General features: G+C 71.3%; 20 protein-coding genes. 9 read left to right on the top strand and 11 right to left on the bottom strand.

What is annotated here, in order from left to right:
• Positions 1-38: 38 nt before the first annotated feature.
• Positions 39-455, top strand: coding sequence for a VOC family protein (locus tag AB0L65_RS35340; RefSeq protein ID WP_364254372.1), 417 nt, complete (start codon positions 39-41; stop codon positions 453-455).
• Between the two features lie 33 nt (positions 456-488).
• Positions 489-1,583: a winged helix DNA-binding domain-containing protein gene (locus tag AB0L65_RS35335; RefSeq protein ID WP_364254369.1), complete on the top strand. Its 1,095-nt coding sequence runs from the start codon at positions 489-491 to the stop codon at positions 1,581-1,583.
• 23 nt (positions 1,584-1,606) lie between these two features.
• Here the strand turns inward: AB0L65_RS35335 and AB0L65_RS35330 are convergent, their stop codons facing one another.
• The 6 genes from AB0L65_RS35330 to AB0L65_RS35305 are packed head-to-tail and all read right to left on the bottom strand — an operon-like array spanning position 1,607 to position 9,128.
• Complete coding sequence (locus tag AB0L65_RS35330; RefSeq protein ID WP_364254367.1) at positions 1,607-3,463, bottom strand: hypothetical protein; 1,857 nt, start codon at positions 3,461-3,463, stop codon at positions 1,607-1,609.
• A 2-nt stretch (positions 3,464-3,465) separates the two neighbouring features.
• Positions 3,466-4,296, bottom strand: coding sequence for a carbohydrate ABC transporter permease (locus AB0L65_RS35325; RefSeq protein WP_350742026.1), 831 nt, complete (start codon positions 4,294-4,296; stop codon positions 3,466-3,468).
• Positions 4,286-5,221: a sugar ABC transporter permease gene (locus AB0L65_RS35320; protein WP_364254364.1), complete on the bottom strand. Its 936-nt coding sequence runs from the start codon at positions 5,219-5,221 to the stop codon at positions 4,286-4,288. Before AB0L65_RS35320 ends, AB0L65_RS35325 begins: the two co-directional genes overlap by 11 nt.
• Positions 5,222-5,228: 7 nt before the next feature.
• On the bottom strand, positions 5,229-6,482 hold the full coding sequence (locus AB0L65_RS35315) for a sugar ABC transporter substrate-binding protein (protein ID WP_364254361.1): 1,254 nt from the start codon (positions 6,480-6,482) through the stop codon (positions 5,229-5,231).
• 19 nt (positions 6,483-6,501) lie between these two features.
• Complete coding sequence (locus tag AB0L65_RS35310) at positions 6,502-8,106, bottom strand: FAD-dependent oxidoreductase (RefSeq protein WP_364254358.1); 1,605 nt, start codon at positions 8,104-8,106, stop codon at positions 6,502-6,504.
• Positions 8,107-8,114: 8 nt separating this feature from the next.
• On the bottom strand, positions 8,115-9,128 hold the full coding sequence (locus AB0L65_RS35305) for a LacI family DNA-binding transcriptional regulator (protein ID WP_350742018.1): 1,014 nt from the start codon (positions 9,126-9,128) through the stop codon (positions 8,115-8,117).
• A gap of 320 nt (positions 9,129-9,448) precedes the next feature.
• Between AB0L65_RS35305 and AB0L65_RS35300 the strand changes: the two genes are divergently transcribed.
• A complete protein-coding gene (locus AB0L65_RS35300; RefSeq protein WP_364254355.1) occupies positions 9,449-10,378 on the top strand; it encodes a hypothetical protein in 930 nt (309 codons plus the stop codon).
• A gap of 224 nt (positions 10,379-10,602) precedes the next feature.
• Here the strand turns inward: AB0L65_RS35300 and AB0L65_RS35295 are convergent, their stop codons facing one another.
• Positions 10,603-11,223 (bottom strand): TetR/AcrR family transcriptional regulator, encoded by a 621-nt coding sequence (locus AB0L65_RS35295; RefSeq protein WP_364254352.1) that lies wholly within the window; start codon positions 11,221-11,223, stop codon positions 10,603-10,605.
• A gap of 92 nt (positions 11,224-11,315) precedes the next feature.
• On the opposite strand from AB0L65_RS35295, the gene AB0L65_RS35290 reads away from it, so the two are divergent.
• Positions 11,316-12,257: an aldo/keto reductase gene (locus AB0L65_RS35290; protein ID WP_364254349.1), complete on the top strand. Its 942-nt coding sequence runs from the start codon at positions 11,316-11,318 to the stop codon at positions 12,255-12,257.
• Positions 12,258-12,353: 96 nt separating this feature from the next.
• On the opposite strand, the gene AB0L65_RS35285 is transcribed toward AB0L65_RS35290, so the two are convergent.
• On the bottom strand, positions 12,354-13,094 hold the full coding sequence (locus AB0L65_RS35285; RefSeq protein WP_364254346.1) for an SDR family oxidoreductase: 741 nt from the start codon (positions 13,092-13,094) through the stop codon (positions 12,354-12,356).
• Positions 13,095-13,410: 316 nt separating this feature from the next.
• Here AB0L65_RS35285 and AB0L65_RS35280 point away from each other — a divergent pair, with 316 nt between their 5' ends.
• Positions 13,411-13,602 carry a hypothetical protein gene (locus AB0L65_RS35280; protein ID WP_364254343.1) on the top strand — a complete coding sequence of 64 codons (192 nt, stop codon included), beginning with the start codon at positions 13,411-13,413 and terminating at the stop codon, positions 13,600-13,602.
• Between the two features lie 102 nt (positions 13,603-13,704).
• Here the strand turns inward: AB0L65_RS35280 and AB0L65_RS35275 are convergent, their stop codons facing one another.
• The gene (locus tag AB0L65_RS35275) at positions 13,705-13,998 is read right to left on the bottom strand and encodes a hypothetical protein (RefSeq protein WP_364254341.1); all 294 of its coding nucleotides are present in this window, start codon (positions 13,996-13,998) and stop codon (positions 13,705-13,707) included.
• Between the two features lie 233 nt (positions 13,999-14,231).
• Between AB0L65_RS35275 and AB0L65_RS35270 the strand changes: the two genes are divergently transcribed.
• The gene (locus AB0L65_RS35270) at positions 14,232-14,831 is read left to right on the top strand and encodes a hypothetical protein (protein WP_364254339.1); all 600 of its coding nucleotides are present in this window, start codon (positions 14,232-14,234) and stop codon (positions 14,829-14,831) included.
• A gap of 96 nt (positions 14,832-14,927) precedes the next feature.
• On the opposite strand, the gene AB0L65_RS35265 is transcribed toward AB0L65_RS35270, so the two are convergent.
• Positions 14,928-15,764, bottom strand: coding sequence for an NAD(P)H-binding protein (locus AB0L65_RS35265; RefSeq protein WP_364254336.1), 837 nt, complete (start codon positions 15,762-15,764; stop codon positions 14,928-14,930).
• An 82-nt stretch (positions 15,765-15,846) separates the two neighbouring features.
• On the opposite strand from AB0L65_RS35265, the gene AB0L65_RS35260 reads away from it, so the two are divergent.
• Positions 15,847-16,782 carry an AraC family transcriptional regulator gene (locus AB0L65_RS35260; RefSeq protein WP_364254333.1) on the top strand — a complete coding sequence of 312 codons (936 nt, stop codon included), beginning with the start codon at positions 15,847-15,849 and terminating at the stop codon, positions 16,780-16,782.
• A gap of 24 nt (positions 16,783-16,806) precedes the next feature.
• Here the strand turns inward: AB0L65_RS35260 and AB0L65_RS35255 are convergent, their stop codons facing one another.
• A complete protein-coding gene (locus tag AB0L65_RS35255) occupies positions 16,807-17,700 on the bottom strand; it encodes a LysR substrate-binding domain-containing protein (RefSeq protein ID WP_350742003.1) in 894 nt (297 codons plus the stop codon).
• Between the two features lie 117 nt (positions 17,701-17,817).
• Here AB0L65_RS35255 and AB0L65_RS35250 point away from each other — a divergent pair, with 117 nt between their 5' ends.
• Both AB0L65_RS35250 and AB0L65_RS35245 read left to right on the top strand, forming a co-directional pair.
• A complete protein-coding gene (locus AB0L65_RS35250) occupies positions 17,818-18,573 on the top strand; it encodes an enoyl-CoA hydratase/isomerase family protein (protein ID WP_364254330.1) in 756 nt (251 codons plus the stop codon).
• On the top strand, positions 18,570-20,087 hold the full coding sequence (locus AB0L65_RS35245; protein ID WP_364254327.1) for an AMP-binding protein: 1,518 nt from the start codon (positions 18,570-18,572) through the stop codon (positions 20,085-20,087). The genes AB0L65_RS35250 and AB0L65_RS35245 overlap by 4 nt, the downstream gene beginning before the upstream one ends.
• The last annotated feature ends 6 nt before the right edge of the window (positions 20,088-20,093 follow it).

Raw genomic sequence — 20,093 nt, 5'->3', positions numbered from 1 at the left:
GTCGGCGACCGGGAAGACGACCGACAAAGGAGCACATCATGTCCGTGAACACCGTGACCCATCTGAACTTCCGCGGAGACGCCCGGGCGGCGCTCGCGTTCTACCGGTCCGTGTTCGGCGGGGACCTGGCCGTGGTCACCTACAAGGACGCCGGCGACGTCCAGGAGCCGTCCGAGGCCGACCAGGTCATGTGGGGCCAGGTGAGCGCCGCCGGCGGATTCGAGGTCATGGCCTACGACGTGCCCGCGCGCCTGCCGTACAGCCGGGGGGAGAACGCGTTCTTCGTCTCGGTGCGCGGCGAGACGGCCGAGGAGATCACCGCGTACTGGGAGAAGCTGTCCGACGGGGCGACCGTGCTGCAGCCTCTGGGGCCCGCGCAGTGGGCCCCGCTGTACGGGATGCTGACGGACCGGTTCGGCGTGACCTGGGTCATCGACGTCGCGGCCCAGTACTGATCATCACAGGACGCGCTGCGGCAGGATGATCGCATGACTGTGCTCGACACCCGGACACTCAACCGCGCGACGCTGGCGCGGCAGCTACTGCTCGACCGCGCCGACTTACCGGTGCGGGACGCCGTCGCGCACCTGTGCGGCCTGCAGGCGCAGGAACCGCAGGAGCCGTTCGTGGGGCTCTGGTCGCGGCTGCGCGCGTTCGAACCGGCGGCGCTCTCGGACCTGCTGACCGGGCGGCTCCTGGTGCGGACCATTCTCATGCGCCGCACCGTCCACCTCCTCACCGCAGAGGACGCCCTGGCCTGGCGCGCCCGCCACGACGCCATGCTGCGCCAGCGGATGCTCGGCACCTACCGCCGCGAGCTCGACGGGGTGGACCTCGACGAGCTCCTGGCGGCGGGCCGGGCGGTGATGGCCGACGGGGAGCCCCGCACGATGGGCGAGATCGGGCGGGCGGTCGCCGAGCGCTGGCCGGCACCGGGACCGCGCGTGCTGGGCGAGATGCTGGTCGCCGCCCTCATCCCGATGGTGCAGCTGCCGCCGCGCGGGCTGTGGCGGACGAAGGCGGGCGTGCGCAACGCGCTGCTGTCCTCCTGGCTCGGCCGCGAGATCGACCCGCCCGCCGCGAACGGCTCGGACCCGGTCGGCGAGGCGCTCGTGCGGCGCTACCTGGCCGCCTACGGCCCGGCGGCCTCGGCCGACCTGCGCGCCTGGTGCGGCCTGGCCGGGCTGCCGGGCGCGGTGGCCGCGGTCCGCCCCGAGCTCGTCTCCTTCCGCGACGAGCGCGGCCGGGAGCTGCTGGACCTGCCCGACGCGCCGCGTCCCGACCCCGGCACGCCCGCGCCGGTGCGGTTCCTGCCCGCCTTCGACAACGCGATCCTCGGCTACCACGACCGCGGCCGGATCATCGACGACGCCCACCGCGGCCTGTCGGTCGCCGGCGCCCGCGTGGTCCTGGTCGACGGCCGGGTCCGCGCGACCTGGACCGTCGAGGACGGCACGGTGGCCGTCACCCCGCTGGGCCACCTGTCCGGAGCCGACCGCGACGCCGTCGGCGAGCAGGGGCGGGCGCTGGCGGCGTTCCTGTCCGACGGCGACAGCCACCGCGTGCGGATCGGCGACGGCTGAGGTCACCCAGCCCGGCGGTCGCGTCACCCCATGATGACCGTGAGGTCGAACGTGCCCTGGTGCGGGATGCGGAGGGCGTGGAAGCGGCGGGCGCCGTCGCGGAAGTAGCGCACGCTGCCGGCCGCCAGGGTCGCCTGCAAGGGGGTGTTCCAGCGCAGGCGGATCGTGGTGCGGCCCCGGCTGAGGTCAAACCCGTCGGCGGTGGCGGTGGTCGTGCCGCCGAACGCCGCCCGGGTGCCGTCGGTGAAGGTGAGGACGTCCGTGGGATGCAGGACAAGGGGGATCTGCTCGGTGGCGGCGGCGTTCGCCGTGACCGTGCGCCGGATCGTCCGGCGGGTGACCAGGACGTCCGTGGTGACGTTCGCGTTGCCGTAGCGGATGCCGAGGGCGGCGGGGGCCCGGCCGCCGGTCCACTCGCGGCCGCCGGGGGCGCCGTGGAAGTAGGTGGCGGGCAGGGAGCCGTTGGAGTCGGGCGCCTGGCCGGGGAAGACGGTGGACCAGCAGGCGTAGTTGTTGTCGTTGAGCCCGCAGATGATCGTGCCGGCGTCGGGGTGCCACAGGAAGGTCAGACCGGTACGGCTGCGGGAGGCGCGCGTGCCGAAGTAGCCGCCCAGGTACAGGCCGGGCTTGCGGACGTACAGGAAGTCCTGGCTGCCGTCCCTGCGCAGCTCGGCGAAGTCGTTCGAGCGCAGGTAGGGCAGGTCCGCGATGGCCTCGGCCCGCTGCCGCCTGCTGGGGAACCGCTCGCCGTACAGGCCGTGGGTGAGGATGCGGGGCGAGGTGTCCTGCTTGGCGAGCGGCGTCACCGGGTCGGTGGAGGCCGCCCAGGCCGTACGGGCGTCGGCCAGGTCCTCGCGGGCGGTCATGAAGGCCGACAGCAGCGGCACCTGGCGGGTGAACGTCCAGTTGAGCGCGGTCCTGTCGGGGTCGGGCCGGACCTCGTCGTACCAGCGGGCGCTGGTGCGGGTGGAGGGGGCGACGTTGACCAGGTATCCGGCGCCGTCGGGCTCGCGCAGCAGGTTGTAGGACAGGAAGCCGGTGAACGCGCGGGCCATGTCCACCAGGTGCGGGTCCTGGCTGTGGAGGTAGGCGTCGGCCAGCTCGGGGAGCATGACCTCGAAGTTGTAGTTCATGTCGTGGCCGCCCTCCTCGCAGAAGAAGCCGGCAGGGCTCTGGCCGACCGCGGGAAGCCGGGCGAACGCCTCGGTCAGGCGGGTGGCGAGCGCGGGGTCGGGGTCGAGCTGGAGCGCGTGCGTGGCCCCCGCCAGGCCCGAGGTGGTCTGGTTCGCCCAGGTGAGGCGATCTTGCCAGACGACCCGGTTGCCGGCGTCCAGGAACCACGTCATGGCCTTTCGCAACGCGGCGGTGAGCTGCGCCTGCCGCGCGGGCAGCGCCCCGGACGCGCGCAGGAGGCGCAGGGTCTTGGCCAGGTAGCCGAGGCCGAACCCGGTGGGGGCCAGACCGTGCTGGTCGCGACTGTACTCGGGAAAGGAGCCGTCGGGGTGCTGGAGTGACAGGTAGTGGCCGAGCGCCGCGTCGAGCGCGGCCAGCAGGCTCGCGTCCCCGGCGTACGGGTTCCACGCGCGGGCGTTGGCGTGGAACCAGGCCAGCGTGAAGACGTGCTCCTGCACGCGGGCGTTGTACGACGCCGCCGGCGTGCGCCACCAGCCGCCGGCGAAGAAGCCGCCGGCGTCCATGTCGTTGACCATGGGCGCGAGGGTGGCCAGGTACGGCGCGAAGCGCTGCTCGTGGGGGGCGAACGCCGTGCGGTCCAGAGCCGGCGGCAGGGACGGGATGGCGGCGAAGGCGGTGCCGGGCGCGAGCACGGGGACGGCCGGGAGCAGCGCGGCGGCGCGCAGGAGGGTGCGGCGGGAGAGCATGGTCAGCCTTTCAGACCGGTGTGCGCGAGCCCCTCGATGAACTGCCGCTGGGCCAGCACGAAGACGACCAGGATGGGCAGGGCGGTCATCGTGGCGGCGGACAGCTGCACGTTCCACAGGGGCGAGCCGTAGGCGTCGACGAACTGGGTGAGCGCCTGCGGCAGGGTGAACTTCGACGGGGTCGACAGGAACACGATGGGTTCGAGATAGAGGTTCCACGAGTGCAGGAAGGTGAAGATGGCGACGGCGCCGAGCGCCGGCCTGGCCAGCGGCAGCACGACCCGGCAGAAGGTGCCGAAGCGGCCGAGCCCGTCGACCCTGGCGGCCTCCTCCAGCTCGTCCGGCAGCGTGATGAAGAACTGCCGCATGATGAACGTCGCCAGCACGCTGGGCGCGCCCAGGATCGGCACCAGGATCAGCGGCCAGTGCGTGTCGGTCATCCCCGCCGCGTGGAACATCTGGAACAGCGGGACGATCGTCACCTCGCTGGGGATCAGCAGGCCGACGAGCACGACCAGGAAGAGCACGTTCTGGCCGGGGAAGCGGATGCGGGCGAAGGCGTAGCCGGCCATCGCGGCCACCGCCATCGTGCCGACGGTCACCACCGCGGCGATGTAGAGGCTGTTGAGGTACTGCTGCCCGAACGGCTGCAGCTCGAAGACCCGGCTGTAGGTGGAGAAGTCGAACCTGGAGGGCACCAGCGCGGGCGGGAAGGCGAAGATGTCGCTGATCGGCTTCACCGACGAGGTGACCATCCACCAGGTCGGGAAGACGAACGGCACGCACAACACGCACAGCAGCGCGTACAACGCGAGCTTGACCCTACGACTCATGGAAGACCCACCTCCGGCGCAGCCGCCACTGCAGCAACGTCAGCGCCGCGACGATCAGGAACAGCAGGACCGACAGGGTGGCGCCGTAGCCGAGGTGCCGGAACTGGAAGGCCTGCTGGTACAGGTAGTAGACGAGGACAGTGGTGGACATACCGGGCCCGCCCTGGGTGAGCACGGCGATCTGCGCGAACACCTGCAGCGACCCCACCACGGTGATGATCGAGGTGAGCAGGATCGTCGGGCTGATCAGGGGCACCGTGATGCGCAGGAACCGGGTCCAGGCGCCGGCGCCGTCGAGCTGCGCCGCCTCGTACAGCTGGCGCGGCACGCCCTGGAGCGCGGCCAGGAACAGGACCATGTTGAGCCCCACGTTCTTGACGACCTGGACGACGACGACCGACAGCAGGGCGGTGGTCTCGCCGCGCAGCCAGTTGGGGCCGTCCACCCCCGCCGCGCCGAGCAGGCCGTTGATGCCGCCGTCCTGCTGGAGCAGGAACTGCCAGACGATGGTCCAGGCGACCAGCGACACCAGCACCGGCGAGAAGAACAGCGTGCGGAAGAACGTGGTGCCGCGCAGCCGCTGGTCGAGCAGGATGGCCAGGATGAGGGCCAGGGCGAGGTTGAGCACGACCAGGCCGACCGAGAAGAGCGCGGTGCTGGTCAGCACCTGCCCCATGTTCGGGTCGGCGAGCAGCTTGGCGTAGTTCTCGCCCCCGACGAACTCGAACGTGCCCGCCAGCACGTTCCACTCCTGGAGGCTGAAGTAGACGACCAGGCCGAGCGGCAGCAGGACGAACAGCGCGCTTCCGGCGAGCTGCGGCGAGATCAGCAGGTAACCGACGAGGGCGTCGCGCCGGGGGATGGTCCAGAAGTGGCGGGGCCGGGCGGCGGCGCGGTCAGCCACCCGGTTGCCGAGATCCGTCACCGCCACGTCATCCGCCCAGCAGCGGCTGGATCTTCGCGCACACGCCGTCCAGCACCGCCTTGACGTCGGCGTCCGGCTTCCACAGCGGGTCGAGTGCGGCCCTGGCGGTCTGCGCGAGCTCGGCCTGCCCCTTGTGGCTGGGCTTGACCACGCCCTTCTCGATGCCGTCGATCACCACCTTCTGGAGCTGATCACCGTTCAGCAGAGGGCTGGTCTTGGCCATGGTGTCGGCCGTCAGCAGGGAGGTACGCGCGGGCGGGAAGTACGCGGCGAGCTTGGCGGAGTTCGCGGAGTTGGTGAAGTAGGCCAGGAAGTCGGCGGCCTGCGCGGCCCTCGGCGACTTCTTCAGCACGCCGATCCCGGCCTGGCCGATGACCGCGTACTCACCCTTCGGCCCGGCGGGCAGCGGCACCAGGTCCCACTTGAACGTCGCGTCCTTCAGCATGGCGGCGCGGGAGATCTGGGCGACGGCCATCGCCGTGTCGCCGGAGAAGAAGTCGACGGCGGTGCCCGGCCCCGGCATGGACTTGTCGGTGAAGATCGCCTTGTGCATGAACGTCATGGCTTCGACCATCTCGGGCGCGTTGAACTGGCACGTGCCGCCGTCGTCGCTCCACGCCTTGGCGCCCCAGCCCTGCCAGACGGTGGCGAGGTTGTCCCAGGCCTTGTAGTCGAAGTTGAGGATGGTCAGGCCGTTCTTGCCCTTCGCCGCCACGGCCTTGTTGATCTCGTTGGCGTGCTCCCAGTCCCACTGGCCGGCCTTGATCAGCTCGCGCGGCGCCTTCTGGCCCGCGGCCTTGACCAGGTCGGTGTTGACGAAGACGCCGAAGGGCGAGGTGGAGAACGGGTAGGCGTACAGCTCGCCGTCGCGCTCCCACAGCCGGGTGGCGGCGGGGACCAGCTCGGCCGCGTTCTCGACCTTGCTCTTGAGCGGGACGAGGGCGCCGGAGCCGACGAAGTCGGGGGCGGAGTTCTCGAGGATCCAGGCCAGGTCGGGGGCGTTGCCGCCGGCGATCTGCGTGGTCAGCGTGGTGGTGTAGTTCTCGAACGGGATCGGGTCGAAGGTGATCTCGCCGACCTGCGGGTGGGACTTGCGGTATTCGGCGGCGATCTCCTTGAACAGCTTCAGGTGGGCCTCGTTGGAGGTCCAGATCGACATGCGCAGCGGCTGCGGGCCCTGCGCGGCCGGCGCTTCACCGCCGCCGCAGGCGGTGACCGTAAGGAGGGCGGCCAGCGCGAGGGCTGCCAGGGGTGCTTTCATGGGGGATCTCCTTCTGGCGTCAGTAGCCGGTGACGTCGGGCCAGCGCAGCTCCACGCCGTCGCGGACGAGCCGGTCCTGGTAGTCGGCCAGGAGCCGGCCGTCCGCGCGCACGGCGTGCGGCGTGGTGGCGCGGTCCAGGCAGAAGGCGGCGAGCGCGCCGGCCGCCTCCCCGACGTTCCACTCCACCGGGTGCAGGCGGTAGGCGCCGTTGGTGATGTGGGTGGTGCCGATGTTCTTGCAGGCGGGCAGCAGGTTGCTCATCCGCTGCGGGATCAGCGCCCCGAGAGGGATCTCGAACGGGGAGCAGGCGACGTCGATGTAGTTGTCGCCGCCGGTCGACGGGTGCAGGTCGATGCGGTACATGCCCACGCCCACCGAGTCGTGATAGGAGACGGCGCCCTTGTCGCCGCGTACCGCCACGGACAGGTCCTGTTCGGTGACGGTGGTCAGGGCCCGGACGCGCCGGGACTCGCGGATGTAGGGGGCCTGGGCGAGCCCGTCGGCGCCGCCGGTGACGTCGCCGCGCAGCCGCAGGCCCGGATAGCCGGTGCCGCCGTCGTGGCGGGGGGCCTCGGTCTGCAGCCAGTACAGCACCGACATCGACAGCTCACGGGCCGCCGCCAGGTGCCGGTCGGCGTCCGGCACGTCGATGACCGGCCCCTCCAGGTAGTCGATCATCGGCCAGTTGACCAGCGCGATGTCGCTGTCGTACGCGCCCGGCAGGAAGTTGTCGCGGGCGGCGATCCGACGGAACGTCCACAGGTTGCCGTCGCCCGGGTTGACCCGCTGGTCGGCCGCCACCAGGCGGGGGTCGTCACCCGGGTTCGGGGTGAAGGAACGCTCCACGATCTCCAGCGTCCGCGGGCTCGGGCAGCGCCACGACAGCAGCCGGTCGCCCCAGAAGGGCGGCTGGTAGGCGCGCCAGAAGTCGTACGAGGCGGGCCTGTCGACGGTGTGGTCACCGTCCACGTGGTCGATCGCGAAGCACACGGACACGGCCTGCATGTTCATCGGCTGCGCCGCCGCCGGGGCGCTCGGCTCGCCGGTGTCGGCCTGCGACTCGAACCCGGTCACGTACTCGATGCCGGTCAGCGGCAGCAGCTCGCCGGTCTCGGTGGCGTCCAGCACGTACGGCGCCACCGCGGTGATCTCCTCGCCCCCGTCGCGGTGCGCGAGCCGCACGGCCGTGACGCGGTCGCCGTCCACCTCGGCCCCGACCGGCCGGTACGGCTGGAGCACGCGCAGCCTGCCCGACCCCCGGTACGGGGCCAGCATGGCCTCGATGACCGCGACCGCGACCCTGGGCTCGTGGCACAACTTGCTGACGTGCCCGGCGCCCGGGTTCAGCTCCGGCCACGCCCGCGCCCGCTCGGTCAGCGGGTAATGGTCGCGGTAGTAGCGCCGGATGCCGTCACGCAGCGCGCGGTAGCTCGCCGTGACGCCGAACCGCTCCACCCAGGTGTGCTCGTCCGGCGGCACCGCCTGGCTGGTGAGCTGGCCGCCCAGCCAGTCGTACTCCTCGGTGAGCACCACCGATCGCCCGGCCCGCAGCAGGGCCAGCGCGGCGGCCACGCCGCCCAGCCCACCGCCGACGACGAGCGCGTCTGCCGATATCTCAACCACGTGGGGGATTACCTCTCCTCATGTACGGGTGCCAGCGTCGATCCCTCGACCAGCTCGCACACCAGCAGTTCCTGCGGGATGCCGCCGCGTTCCAGCACCTGGGTGAGCAGCTCGACGGCCCTGCGGCCCATCTCCCGACGGGGGATGCGGAGCCCGGAGAAGTCGATGTCGGTCGACACCGGCCTCGTGGGCGCGCCCATCGCGACCATGGACAGGTCGCGCGGCACGTCCAGCCCGCGGGCCTCGGCGGCCTCGGCGATGGCCACGCCGTCGGCCAGCTCCTCGGCGAACACCACGGTCGCGCCACAGTCGAACAGCCCGTCCGCGGTGGTCAGGTGCAGCCCCTCGACACCGGTCGCGGCCACGCCTTCGGTGAAACCGCGAAAACGGTCGGCGTAGGACTCCGGGCCCTCCCCCGCTCCGACATAGGCCATCCGCCGGTGCCCGAGCGCCGCCGCCCGCTCGACCAGCGCGCGCACCGCCGGCGGGTAATCCGCCCCGACGTACGGCACCGGACCGCCCGCGTCGTCGCGGCGGCCGACCGAGACGAACGGAATGCCCTCGGACAGCAGCCTGGACAGATCCTCCCGGTCGATCGTCCGGCCGAGCAGGACGCATCCGTCGGCCAGCCGGATCCGGCTCTCCGCGCTGAAGATCCGCCGCCGCTCCCCTTGCTGCACCTTGGCGCTGGTGAACAGCAGCAGGTCACAGCCCGCCTCCTCGACGCACTCCTCGATCCCGACCAGGAACGGGTGATAGAAGTCGGCGCTCTCCGCGGGGAAGACGGCCTCGTAGGTGAACACGCCGTAGATGCGGTTGCGCCGTTCGACGAGCCGACGCGCGGCGGGGTCGGCCACGTACCCGGTCTCCCTGATCACCTGAAGGACCCGATCGCGGGTTTCGGGCGAGATCCGTACCTCGCCCTCGGCCCTTCCGTTGAGCACCAGGGACACCGTCGTCTGGCTCACTCCAGCCATGCGCGCGATGTCCTGCTGCGTCAGCCGCCGCCCTGAAGCAGTCACAGTGCGTATCACCCGTCGTTTCGATAATGCGTATTAGTTCGGTCATTCTGGGACCGGGCAGAGCTGAGCGTCAAGAGATAATCGCTGAGTAATTCGTATTATCAGGTGGTACGGCTTCCTCCAGGCATGGCAACATACAGTGACGCCGAGGGGCGACGACTCGTCGAAGGCACTGCCAGCCGCACGGCGCTCATCGCCTGTCGCGACCAGGATCGGAGGGCATGTTGACCATCCATCAATCAGGCCGGGACTTACGTCCGCTCACCCGACGCGGCGTGTTACGCGGCGCCGCGACTCTGGGCGCCGCTTCTCTGGGCGCCGTGACCACGGGCGGCGTCGTCGCCCGGCCGGCCGGCGCCAGGAGAGCCGCCCAGCCGGCGGGCATGCCGGTGTTCCGATACGTGCGGGACGCTCTCGCCCTCCCCCTGCACTACAACCGCACCGGGGAGTTCATCTTCCCCTGCATCAGAGGGGTGTACGACAAGCTCGGCAACCCGCGCTCGCGCTACTACCTCTACTACGCCCCTCATGAGAACCCCGGCGGCATCTGCGTGGCCTTCAGCGACACCTTGGAGGGCCCGTTCCACGACTACAGCGGCAACCCGATCATCGACAGGAACCTGCCCACCACGACGGTCAGCCACGTGTCCTCGCCGCACATCACCTGGGACGCCGCCACGAGGCAGTTCTTCTGCTACTTCCACGGCGAGAACTTCACCACCCGCGTGGCCCGCTCCACCGACGGCATCACCTTCACCGACGAGACCCCCATCCTGAGCACCCGCCTGGTGTCCGGCACCTCCGAGACCTCCTACGCCCGGGTCTTCGAGCATTCCCTTCCGGGCCGCGGCAACAAGTACGTCATGGTCTTCATGGGCGTGAAGAACGGCCGCCGCCTCTTCTACGGCTGGTCCCCCAACGGCTGGGACGGCTGGCAGTTCAGTCAGCAGCCGCTGGTCAACCCCGAACCCGACGGCGTGACCGACATCTCGGGCCCGTCCCTGGTCAAGCGCAACGGCACCACGTACGTCGCGTACCACGGCAACGACGGCAACATGCGCATCACCGAGGTCGGCAACGCCTTCGACAAGGAGGTCCACCTCGGCGTCTTCCACTCGCCGATCGCCTCGGACAACGGCCGCGTGGCCGCGCCCTCGTTCGGCACCCAGGACGGGGTCGAGTTCATGTTCTACGAGGCCGGGCCCCGGCTGCAGGCTCGCATCTGCATCGCCCGCGCCGTTCCCGCCTGACCTGCCCGCACGTCCGGGCACCCGCATGCCCGTCGACGACCTCGCTCTCAGGCCGGGCCCCGACCTGAGAGCGACGCCCGCCTCCTCCTCACCGAACACCTCGCGATCGCCCGGTGGGCTGAGTGCCATCACGTCAGGAGGATGCGCCGACGGTCGGCCGGCTCGGTCGTGCCACCTCCGCACGCACGGTCCTGTCGCCGGGCGCGGGCCGCTCCGGACAGCCGCTACCGGCCCGCGCCGGGGAGGAGGGCGTCGACGAGCAGGTCCAGGAGCCGGCCGGTCTGCTCGGGGGTATCGCGGGCCGCCGTGGCGAGAAAGATGCCGAGGAGCATCGTGGTGACCTCGTCCGGATCGACGTCCGCACGGAATGAGCCCGTTTCGGCCCCCTTGGCGAGGATCGTCGCGATCACGGCGGTGATGCGTTCCCTGGTGACGGAGGTCGGGATACGGCCCGAGGCCTGGCCGGCGCGCAGCGCGTCGGCCATCCCGCGTTTCACCGCGCTGAACGCCGCGTACCGCTCCATCCAGGCGCGCAGCGCGATCTGCGGCGGGAACCGTTCGAGCAGGGCGGGGGCGCTCGTGGCGATGTCGTCGAGCTCGGCGGCGTAGACCGCCTCCACCAGCGCTTCGCGGGTGGGGAAGTGGCGATAGAGGGTGCCGATCCCGACGCCCGCCTCACGGGCGATGCTTTCGAGCGGGACGGTGTCGTCGGCCGCCGCGAAGGCGGTCCGGGCGACGGCGATGAGCGTGTCCCGGTTGCGCTGAGCGTGAGCACGCAGCGGGCGCTGCGTCGCGGCCGGCCGCTCGGCGGAGGTGCCGGCGGACGCCGATTCGGGCGAAGTCAAAGCGGAGGAACCTCCGGTATTGCTCTATAGTCAGTCAGAGATAACGGAGGATCCTCCGTTATCTCTGACATCCTACGTGGACGGGGATCCTCATGGCCTCCAGCAACCCCCTTTCCGACGAACAGCCGGTCAACGCTCCCCGGCCCGGCGGCACCGCGCCGTTCGCCGGACGTACCGTGTCCCGCGTCGGCTACGGCACCGCACAGCTCGAACGCCTGCACCACGACCGCGACACGGCCCTGGCGCTCCTGCGCCGCGCGATCGACCTCGGCGTCGACCACATCGACACCGCCCAGTTCTACGGCAACGGCTTCGCCAACGAGCTCCTGCGCGAAGCGATCCGGCCACAGGACGACGTCATGGTCGTCAGCAAGGTCGGCGCCGACCCCAACCCCGGCGGCCCGATCCCGCTGCGCCCCGCACAGCGACCCGAAGAACTCCGCGCCAGCGTCGAGGACAACCTCATCAGCCTCGGCCTGGAGCAGATCCCGGTCGTGAACCTGCGCCGCCTGGACGCCGGCCCCGGACTACGGGCCACGGGCGAACAGGCGGTCGACCTCGACGACCAGCTCGCCGCGATGACGGCGATGCGCGACGAGGGCAAGATCGGCGCGATCGGGCTGGGCAGCGTCACGCTCGACGGGCTGCGCCGAGCGATCCCCGCCGGCATCGCCTGCGTACAGAACGCCTACAGCCTCGCCACCCGCGACGACGAAGCCCTGCTCCAGCTGTGCCAGGCCGAGGGCATCACCTGGGTCCCGTTCTTCCCCCTCGGCGGCGCCTTCCCCCAGATGCCGAAGGTGACCGACGAGGCGGCCGTCCTCACCGCGGCGGCATCCCTCGACCGCACACCCTCACAGGTCGGCCTCGCCTGGCTGCTGCACCACGCCCCCCACGTCCTGCTCATCCCCGGCACCTCCAGCATCAAGCACCTCGAAGAGAACATCGCCGCCGCCACGATCACCTTCGACCGCGCCACGCTCAGCACGCTCGACGCCATCCCCTCCCGCTCGGCAGAGGTCCCGCTCGGGTGATCCCCGCCTGACGCCGAGGTCCGCTGAGGCCGGGATACGGCGTTCGTTCGCGAGCCGGTCGGACACCGCGATGGACCCGACCCCGCCGAAGCCCGCTCAGCCGCGCGCGACGTAGCCGCCGTCTACCGGCAGGGTGACCCCGGTGATGTAGCTCGACCGCGGGGAGGCGAGGAAGAGGATCGCCTCGGCGACCTCCTCCGGACGGCCGAGACGGCCGAGCGGGTTGCCCGTCCGCCCCCACTCCTCGAACATCTCTTCACCGAGGGCCTTCACCACGTTGTCGGTCCTGGTGTTGCCAGGGGCGACGGAGTTGACCCGCACCCCGCGATCGCCGAACTCGGCGGCCCAAGACCGAGTGAGCGCGTCGAGAGCAGCCTTCGTCGCCCCGTACGCGGCGGCGTCCGGGATGCCCTGAAGAGCGGCGATCGAGCTGACATTGACGATGCTGCCGGACCCCTTGGCCCCCATCCTCGGCGCGAGGGCGGCGGTCAGGAAGAACGGCCCCCGTACGTTGGTGTCGAACACCTGCATGAACGACTCCAGATCCTGCTTCGGGGTCGGCATGAAGGGATAGACACCCGCGTTGTTGACCAGGATGTCGACGTCACCGGCCTCGTCGGCGAGCCGCCGCAGCGCGTCCAGGTCGTTGAGATCCGTGGGAACGGCACGAGCCCTGCCACCCGCGGCCTCGATCTCCGCCACCGTCTCGGAGAGGCGGTCGGCGCCGCGACCGGCGACGATGACGAAGGCCCCCTCGCGGGCGAGCGCCAGCGCGGTCGCCCGGCCGATGCCCGAGCCGCCTCCGGTCACCAGCGCGGTCTGGTTCTGAAGTTCCATGATCGAGCCCTTGATCAGAGAAATGCCGAGCCTGAGGCCGCTCCAGCGAGGACCGGGACCGCGATCACACCCTCTGCCGGCCATCAGCGTTCAGCCCGACTCCCGCGACCGAATATACCCCTGACCAGCCACGATACACGCGACGTCCGACGACCCCCTCGGGGCGAAGGTCGGATGTCGGTCAGGTTGTCGCACCACCCCCGCCCGGCGCCTTTACGATGTAGATTCGTTCGGCGCAGAAGGACGGGAAGAACACCACCGCCTTCGTCGAGCCGCCGCGCCAGGGTTCGTACGCCTGTACTCATCTGACGGCCAGGTGGCGACGGTCGTCGACCCGGAGCCCTTCGTCTGCCATCAGGGCTTCGGCGACGACACCGCCGTGGTGAACCGGACCCGGGGCACGATCCTGATCTTCCCGGACTTCGACTGCCGGACCAGGATCTTCGACCCGGTCGAGCCCGGCGAGGACAGGTACGGCAACATCGGCAGCTTCCAGGCTCTGAGCTGAGCCGACTCCAGAGGCCCGGCGGCACAGCGGTCGTCGAGACGCTCGCGGTGCCGCCGGTACGGGCACGCGGCAGGCCGTCCCGATAGAGGGGATATCCCCCGATCAGTACAGCCAGATGGCGTTGCGACGGTGTCGGGCAGGGCGGACCTCGAGATCGTCGACCGCCTCGGTGGCGTTGGCCCTCTGGCGGATCGCTTCGAGCCGGAGACGCAGGCGCTGGCGTGCTCGGCGCTCCTCGACCTTGGCCCATTCCGCCACCGACCGGTCCCGACGATCGGCCCTGGCCCAGGAGTAGACGTCGACCCTGCGGCGGACGAGGGCCGGGCGTGCTCGATGGCCGGCTCGTTCTGCCTCGCGCAGGCACGCGGCACTGTAACGGAGATCGACTATCGTCACCGATCTCCACGGGTCTCCCCGCTGTTCGCCTCCGGGGGGAAGCGGGCGGTCAAGGTGATGGGCGGTGCGGGACATGGGGCTCCCCTGGTAGCACCGCCAGGTATCTCCTGGCGGACTACGTGAAGCCGGTCGGCCCCGTTGATCGCCCGTGATCCATGGCCGGACCCTAGCATCGCGGGCGGCGAGGTCGCACATGCCGGAGCGGGCGATCATGGCTCGCTATGGTGGACGACATGCTTCATCCAGCCGCGGTCCGACTCGGGCGCGAAGCCGCTCGGCGCCTGGCGTTGTCCGGGGCGTGTGAGATCACGCCGGGGCTGACCGACAGGGAGTTCACCTGGATCGAGGCGGAGTACGGCATCGAGTTCGCCGACGATCATCGCGCCTTCCTCGCCGCCGGGCTCCCGATCAACTCCGCCCGCCCAGAGGCAGGCGCCACCTGGGAACGTCCCTGGCCGGACTGGCGCGACGGCGAGGAGGAGGAGCTTCGCCACCACGTGGAATGGCCGGTACGCCAGGTCCTGCGCGACGTGGAGTACGGCGCTTGGCTGAGCTCATGGGGAGCCCGGCCGAAGGACAACGCGGAGGCGCTCCGGATCGCGGGGGACGCGCTGGCGAGGGCGCCGAAGCTGATCCCGCTCTACGCCCATCGCTTCCTGCCCGGCGGACGCGGCACATCCGGCAGTCAGGTGCTGTCGATCTGGGGAACGGACATCATCAACTACGGCCGGGACCTTGCCGAATACATCACCAACGACTTCCACCCGCGCGATGACGATGCGGAACCTTGGGAGCAGGGGGATGCCGTCCCGGTGTGGGGTGAATTCCTCTGACGAGGATGCCTCCACCGAGGTGGCTGCGGGTTCGAGAGCCGAGGCCAGTTTGCGGACACAGGCCACCGGCCTGACGAACCCGCCCTGTCGTGGCGGTCAGTCCCAGTGGCCGGCGGCGGCGGTCTCGACGACGTAGTCCTCGAACGATCTCGGTGGCCGGCCGAGGGCCCGTTCCACGCCGTCCGAGACCGGGGAGCCCCGGCCGTCGCGGACGGCCACGAAGAGGCCGGTGAGCAGCCGGGCGACGTCGGCGGGGACGCCATTGGCGACCTGACGCTCGACGAAGACCTCGGGCTCGATGTCGACGTGACGGATCGTACGCCCGGTGGCCTTGCCGATGAGATCCGCCGCCTCGCCGAAGCTGATCGCCCGCGGTCCGGTCAACTGGTAGGTCCGGCCGCTGTGGCGGTCCTCGGTGAGCGCCGCCGCGGCGACCTCGGCGATGTCCTCGGCATCGACGAACGGCGTACCCCCGTCACCGGCGGGCAGGAACAGCTCCCCGGAGAGAACCCCCTGCCGCCAGAAGCTCTCACTGAAGTTCTGCGCGAACCAGTCCGGCCGCAGGATGGTCCAGCCGACGCCGGAGCCGCGCACGGCCTGCTCGGCGGTCTTGAGGGGATGGCTGTCGCCAGCCTCGCCGACGCCGTAGGCCGACAGCAGCACCAGCCGCCGCACCCCCGACGCCACCGCCTCGGCCACGAGCCCGGGGATGCGCGCGCGGTGGTCGACACTCCCCCGCAGGTCGGGCTCCATGAGGTAGGCCGCGGTGACGCCGTCGAGCGCGGGCGCCCACGTCGCCGGATCGCCCAGGTCGAAGGGGAGATCTCCGGTGGTACGGGCCACCGCCCGTACCGGATGGCCGGCGCTCCGCAGACGCCGGACGATGCGGCGACCGGTCTTGCCGTTGCCGCCCAGGATGAGGATGTTCGTCATTCCCCCAAGGGAACTCCACAAAGCGAAGACGATCCATGGGAGAACATCCGGGATACCTTTGTGATCGTCTAACGTGATGGGCATGGATGTCCTGAGCGACCTGCTGCACCGGGCCCGCGCCAAGAACGCGCCGGTCAGGAAGCTGGTCCAGCGGCCGCCGTGGTCGCTGGGCTTCACCGACGCTCCCCCGCTCACGGTCGTGGCCACGCTCGGCGGCCACGCGTCGGTCCGGCTCGGCGAGGACGTCGCCCCCGTACCTCTCGCCGCCGGTGACATCGCCATCATCAGCGCCACGAGCCGCTACACGATCGCCGACAGCCCCTCCACCCCACCTCAGGTGGTGATTCATGGGCAGAAGAAGTACGCCGTCGGCGGCGACCAGGTGGCGGCTCGCCGGAGTCTGGCGCCCCGCACCTACGGTGACGGCCTGCCCGGGGCCACGGTCATGATCCGAGGCGCGTACGAACTCCGCGGCGACGTGGGCGACCGTCTGCTGGACATGCTCCCGCCGCTGGCGGTCGTACCCGCCGGGCCGCGGACCCGAGCGGCGCTGGAGCTGCTGGCCACCGAGGCCGCCTGCGACGAACCCGGCCAGGACGCCATCCTCGACCGCCTGCTCGATCTGGTGCTCGTGCTGGCGTTGCGCGCATGGTGCGCCAGGCCGGATCCGGCACTGCCCGCCTGGCATCGGGCGCTGGCCGACCCCGCGATCGGCGACGTACTGCGCCTGCTGCACGAGGACCCCGCCCACCGATGGACGGTCGCCGAGCTGGCCGCCAAGGTCGGCATGTCCCGCGCCGCCTTCGCCGCGCGCTTCACCAGCCTGGTCGGCGAGCCCCCGCTCACCTACCTCACCGGCTGGCGCATGGCCCTGGCGGCGGACCTGCTCCGTGACACCGAGGCGACCGTCGCCACCGTGGCCCGGCAGGTCGGGTACGAGGACGCCTTCGCCTTCAGCGTGGCGTTCAAGCGAGCCCGCGCCCTCAGCCCCTCGGTCTGGCGCCGCCAGGCCCGCTGACCTCCGCCGTCGCGGACCGCGGCACTAGGCATGGCCGACCTCGCGCAGCCCCGCGAGGGCCGCGGCGGCGAAGGCGGTGGCGACCTCGCCGCCCTGCACCGGCAGCCACACCGCCGAGGTCGACCAGGTCAGCCGGGGTTCGTCGATCGGCCGCCACACAAGCCCGGCGGGCAGCTCGTCGTACGGCTCCTCGTTGAGGTGCGCCCCCAGCCCCGACATGACGAGGCCGTGCACGAAGTGGGGGTTCCTGGCGTGCCTGATCGCGCCCGGCAGGAACCCGTTGTCCCGGCACGCCTCCAGCACGTGGTCGTAGAGCTGGGGCGCCATCTCCCGGGGGAAGATCACCAGGGGTGACCCGTCGAGCGAGCGCAGGCGTACCACCTCCTGACCGGCCGCGCGGTGGCCGGCGGGCAGCACCACGCCGAGCCGCCGGTGGACGACCTCGCTCGACTCCAGCCCCACCGTGTCGCAGGGATGCCGGACGAGGCCCACGTCAAGCTCCTCCGCGCGCAGCTTGGCGAGCTGGCTGGCGGTGGTCAGCTCGTGCAGCTCCAGCAGCACGTCGGGGACGCGCTCGGCGAACGTGGCCACCAGCGTCCTGAGCGCCATCGGCGTCGTGTCCGGCGGCACCCCGGCCCGGAGCACGCCCGAGTCGCCCGGGCGGATGCGGCGCATGGCCTCGCGGGCCGCGTCCGCCCGCTCCAGCACGCCGCGCGCGTGCTCGAGCAGCAGCGCGCCGGCCTCGGTGAGCGAGACGCGGTGCGGGTTACGGTCGAACAGCCGGACGCCCAGCTCCCGCTCCAGGTCGCGGATGCGCTGGGACAGCGGCGGCTGCGCCATGTGCAGCCGCTCCGCGGCCCGGCCGAAGTGCAGCTCCTCGGCGACCATGACGAAATAGCGCAGGTGGCGTAGCTCCATCACCCTGACCATATCGCGCTGATATCGCCAAGAGTCCACATTGATGTTGGCCAGCACCCCGCAGGACCTGGTTATATCCCGACAAGCCCGTTGACCTGCGGAGGGACGCTAGTGAGTGTGCTGCTGGACCGTGACGGACCCGTCGCGGTGATCACCTTGAACCGCCCGGAGAAGCTGAACGCCTGGACCGCCGGGATGCGGGAGCGGCTGATCGAGCTGCTGCGCGCGGCGGGAGCCGACCCGGAGGTGGGCGCCGTCGTCCTCACGGGGGCGGGGCGCGCCTTCTGCGCCGGTCAGGACCTGGGTGAGACGGCCGGGATCGACCCCGACGACCACGCCGCCTCCGACGCCTGGATCGACGGCTTCGACCGGCTCTACCGGGCGGTGCTCGACCTGGACAAGCCGGTCGTGGCTGCGGTGAACGGGGTGGCGGCCGGTTCGGGATTCCAGTTCGCGCTGCTGGCCGACCTGCGCATCGGCCACGCGGGCACCCGGATGGGCCAGCCGGAGGTGCTGTCGGGCATCCCGAGCATCACCGGCATCTGGGCCATGTGGGGCGTGCTCGGCCGCGCGAAGACCATCGAGTTCGCGCTGACCGGACGCCTGGTGTACGGGGCGGAGGCGGAGCGGCTCGGCCTGCTGACCAGGCTCGTGGCGGAGAACGACGTACCGGCCGCCGCCGTGGCGCAGGCCAAGGAGCTGGCCGCGCTGCCCTCCGGCGCGGTGGCGCTGACGAAGGGCCGACTCAGGGAACTGGAGCGGGACGCCCTGGCCGACTCGGTCGCGGCGGCCAAGAAGGTGCACGCCGCCGCGTACGCCACGGGCGAACCCCAGCGGGAGATGGCCCGTTTTCTGAAGGGACGCGCCAAGTGACCGAGTGGAGCGTTCCCGAACGCTACAACATGGCCGTGGACGTGGCCGACCGCCACCCCCGCGAGAACCTGGCGCTGATCTTCGAGGATCACACGGGAGCGCGCGAGGAGGTCCGCTGGGGCGCCGTGCAGGACCGCTCCCGCCGGGTGGCCGCCTGCCTGCACGGCCTCGGCGTCCGCCCCGGCGACCGGGTCGCGGTCATGCTCCCCCAGCGCACCGACACCCCGGCGACGTACCTGGGCGTGCTGCGTACCGGCGCCGTGCTCGTGACCATGTCGCTGCTCTGGGCCGACGACCAGATCGCCTACCGGCTCGCCGACTCGGGCGCGTCCGTGCTGGTCACCGAGGCGGGCGCGATCCGGCGGGCGAGCGGGTACGGCGGGACCGTGGTCGACGTGGACGACCCGGCGATCGGCCTGCTGACGCCGGAGTTCGAGGACGCCGACACCGCCGCCGACGACCCCGCGCTGATCTTCTACACCTCCGGCACGACCGGCCCCGCCAAGGGCATCGTGCACGCGCACCGCACCCTGCTCGGCCACAACGAGTTCCGGCACTGCCACGACCTGCGTCCCGGCGACGTCTTCTACGGCGCGGGAGAGTGGGCCTGGTCGATGGCCAAGCTCATGGGCCCGCTCAGGGCGGGCGCCACGCACCTGGTCTACCGGCCGGCGGCCGGGTTCGACCCGGAGGGGCTGCTGGCCAGCATGGCGCGCAACGGCGTCACGACCGGCCTGGTCAACCCCACGTTCCTGCGCAAGATGCGCGAGCAGCTGCCCGACGCGGGCCGCCGTCACCCGCAGCGGTTCCGCACGATCTGCTGCGCCAACGAGCCGCTCACCGCCGACCTGATCCGCTGGTTCCGCGACCAGTTCGGGGTCACGCTGCTCGACTACTACGGCTCCACCGAGTCGTACCCGCTGATCGGGAACTTCCCCGGCACCCCGGTCAAGGAGGGATCCATGGGCCGGCCGCTGCCCGGCTGGGACGTGGCGCTCCTCGACGAGCACGAGCGGCCGGTCCCGGCGGGCGAGGTCGGCGAGATCTGCCTGCGGGCGCGGAGCAACCCGCAGTTCCCGCTCGGCTACTGGAACCGCCCCGAGCCCTCCCTGGAGGTGTTCGGCGGCGGGTGGTTCCACACCAAGGACCACGCGCGGGTGGACGAGGACGGCTACTACTGGTTCCTCGGCCGCGTCGACGACGTGATCAAGACTTCCGGCTACCGCGTCGGTCCCGACGAGATCGAGGAGGCGCTGCGCGCCCATCCCGCCGTCGCGGACGTGGGCGTGGCCGGGGTGCCCGACCCCGTACGCGGCCAGGCCGTCAAGGCGTGGGTCCGGCCGGCGCCCGGCTACCTGCCAGGCGAGGAGCTGGCACGGCAGATCCGCGAGTTCGCCAAGACCACGCACTCGCGCTTCGCCTACCCCAGGGAGATCGAGTTCGTGGACGAGCTGCCCCGGTCGGCGACCGGGAAGATCCAGCGCGCCCAGCTCCGACTCCGTCACCAGAACTAGGGAGCA

This window comes from Nonomuraea sp. NPDC052116 (assembly GCF_040680035.1).
Classification (GTDB): Bacteria; Actinomycetota; Actinomycetes; order Streptosporangiales; family Streptosporangiaceae; genus Nonomuraea; species Nonomuraea angiospora_A.
The sequence above is the reverse complement of the archived record's forward strand: the minus strand, read 5'-3'. Positions and strand labels throughout refer to the sequence as shown.

Excerpts from the sequence above, each read along its gene's own strand:
- AB0L65_RS35285 (WP_364254346.1), bottom strand. The coding sequence starts at position 13,094 with ATGGAACTTCAGAACCAGACCGCGCTGGTGACCGGAGGCGGCTCGGGC.
- AB0L65_RS35270 (WP_364254339.1), top strand. The coding sequence starts at position 14,232 with ATGCTTCATCCAGCCGCGGTCCGACTCGGGCGCGAAGCCGCTCGGCGC.
- AB0L65_RS35325 (WP_350742026.1), bottom strand. The coding sequence starts at position 4,296 with ATGAGTCGTAGGGTCAAGCTCGCGTTGTACGCGCTGCTGTGCGTGTTG.
- AB0L65_RS35290 (WP_364254349.1), top strand. The coding sequence starts at position 11,316 with ATGGCCTCCAGCAACCCCCTTTCCGACGAACAGCCGGTCAACGCTCCC.
- AB0L65_RS35330 (WP_364254367.1), bottom strand. The coding sequence starts at position 3,463 with ATGCTCTCCCGCCGCACCCTCCTGCGCGCCGCCGCGCTGCTCCCGGCC.
- AB0L65_RS35340 (WP_364254372.1), top strand. The coding sequence starts at position 39 with ATGTCCGTGAACACCGTGACCCATCTGAACTTCCGCGGAGACGCCCGG.
- AB0L65_RS35260 (WP_364254333.1), top strand. The coding sequence starts at position 15,847 with ATGGATGTCCTGAGCGACCTGCTGCACCGGGCCCGCGCCAAGAACGCG.
- AB0L65_RS35335 (WP_364254369.1), top strand. The coding sequence starts at position 489 with ATGACTGTGCTCGACACCCGGACACTCAACCGCGCGACGCTGGCGCGG.
- AB0L65_RS35265 (WP_364254336.1), bottom strand. The coding sequence starts at position 15,764 with ATGACGAACATCCTCATCCTGGGCGGCAACGGCAAGACCGGTCGCCGC.
- AB0L65_RS35315 (WP_364254361.1), bottom strand. The coding sequence starts at position 6,482 with ATGAAAGCACCCCTGGCAGCCCTCGCGCTGGCCGCCCTCCTTACGGTC.
- AB0L65_RS35255 (WP_350742003.1), bottom strand. The coding sequence starts at position 17,700 with ATGGAGCTACGCCACCTGCGCTATTTCGTCATGGTCGCCGAGGAGCTG.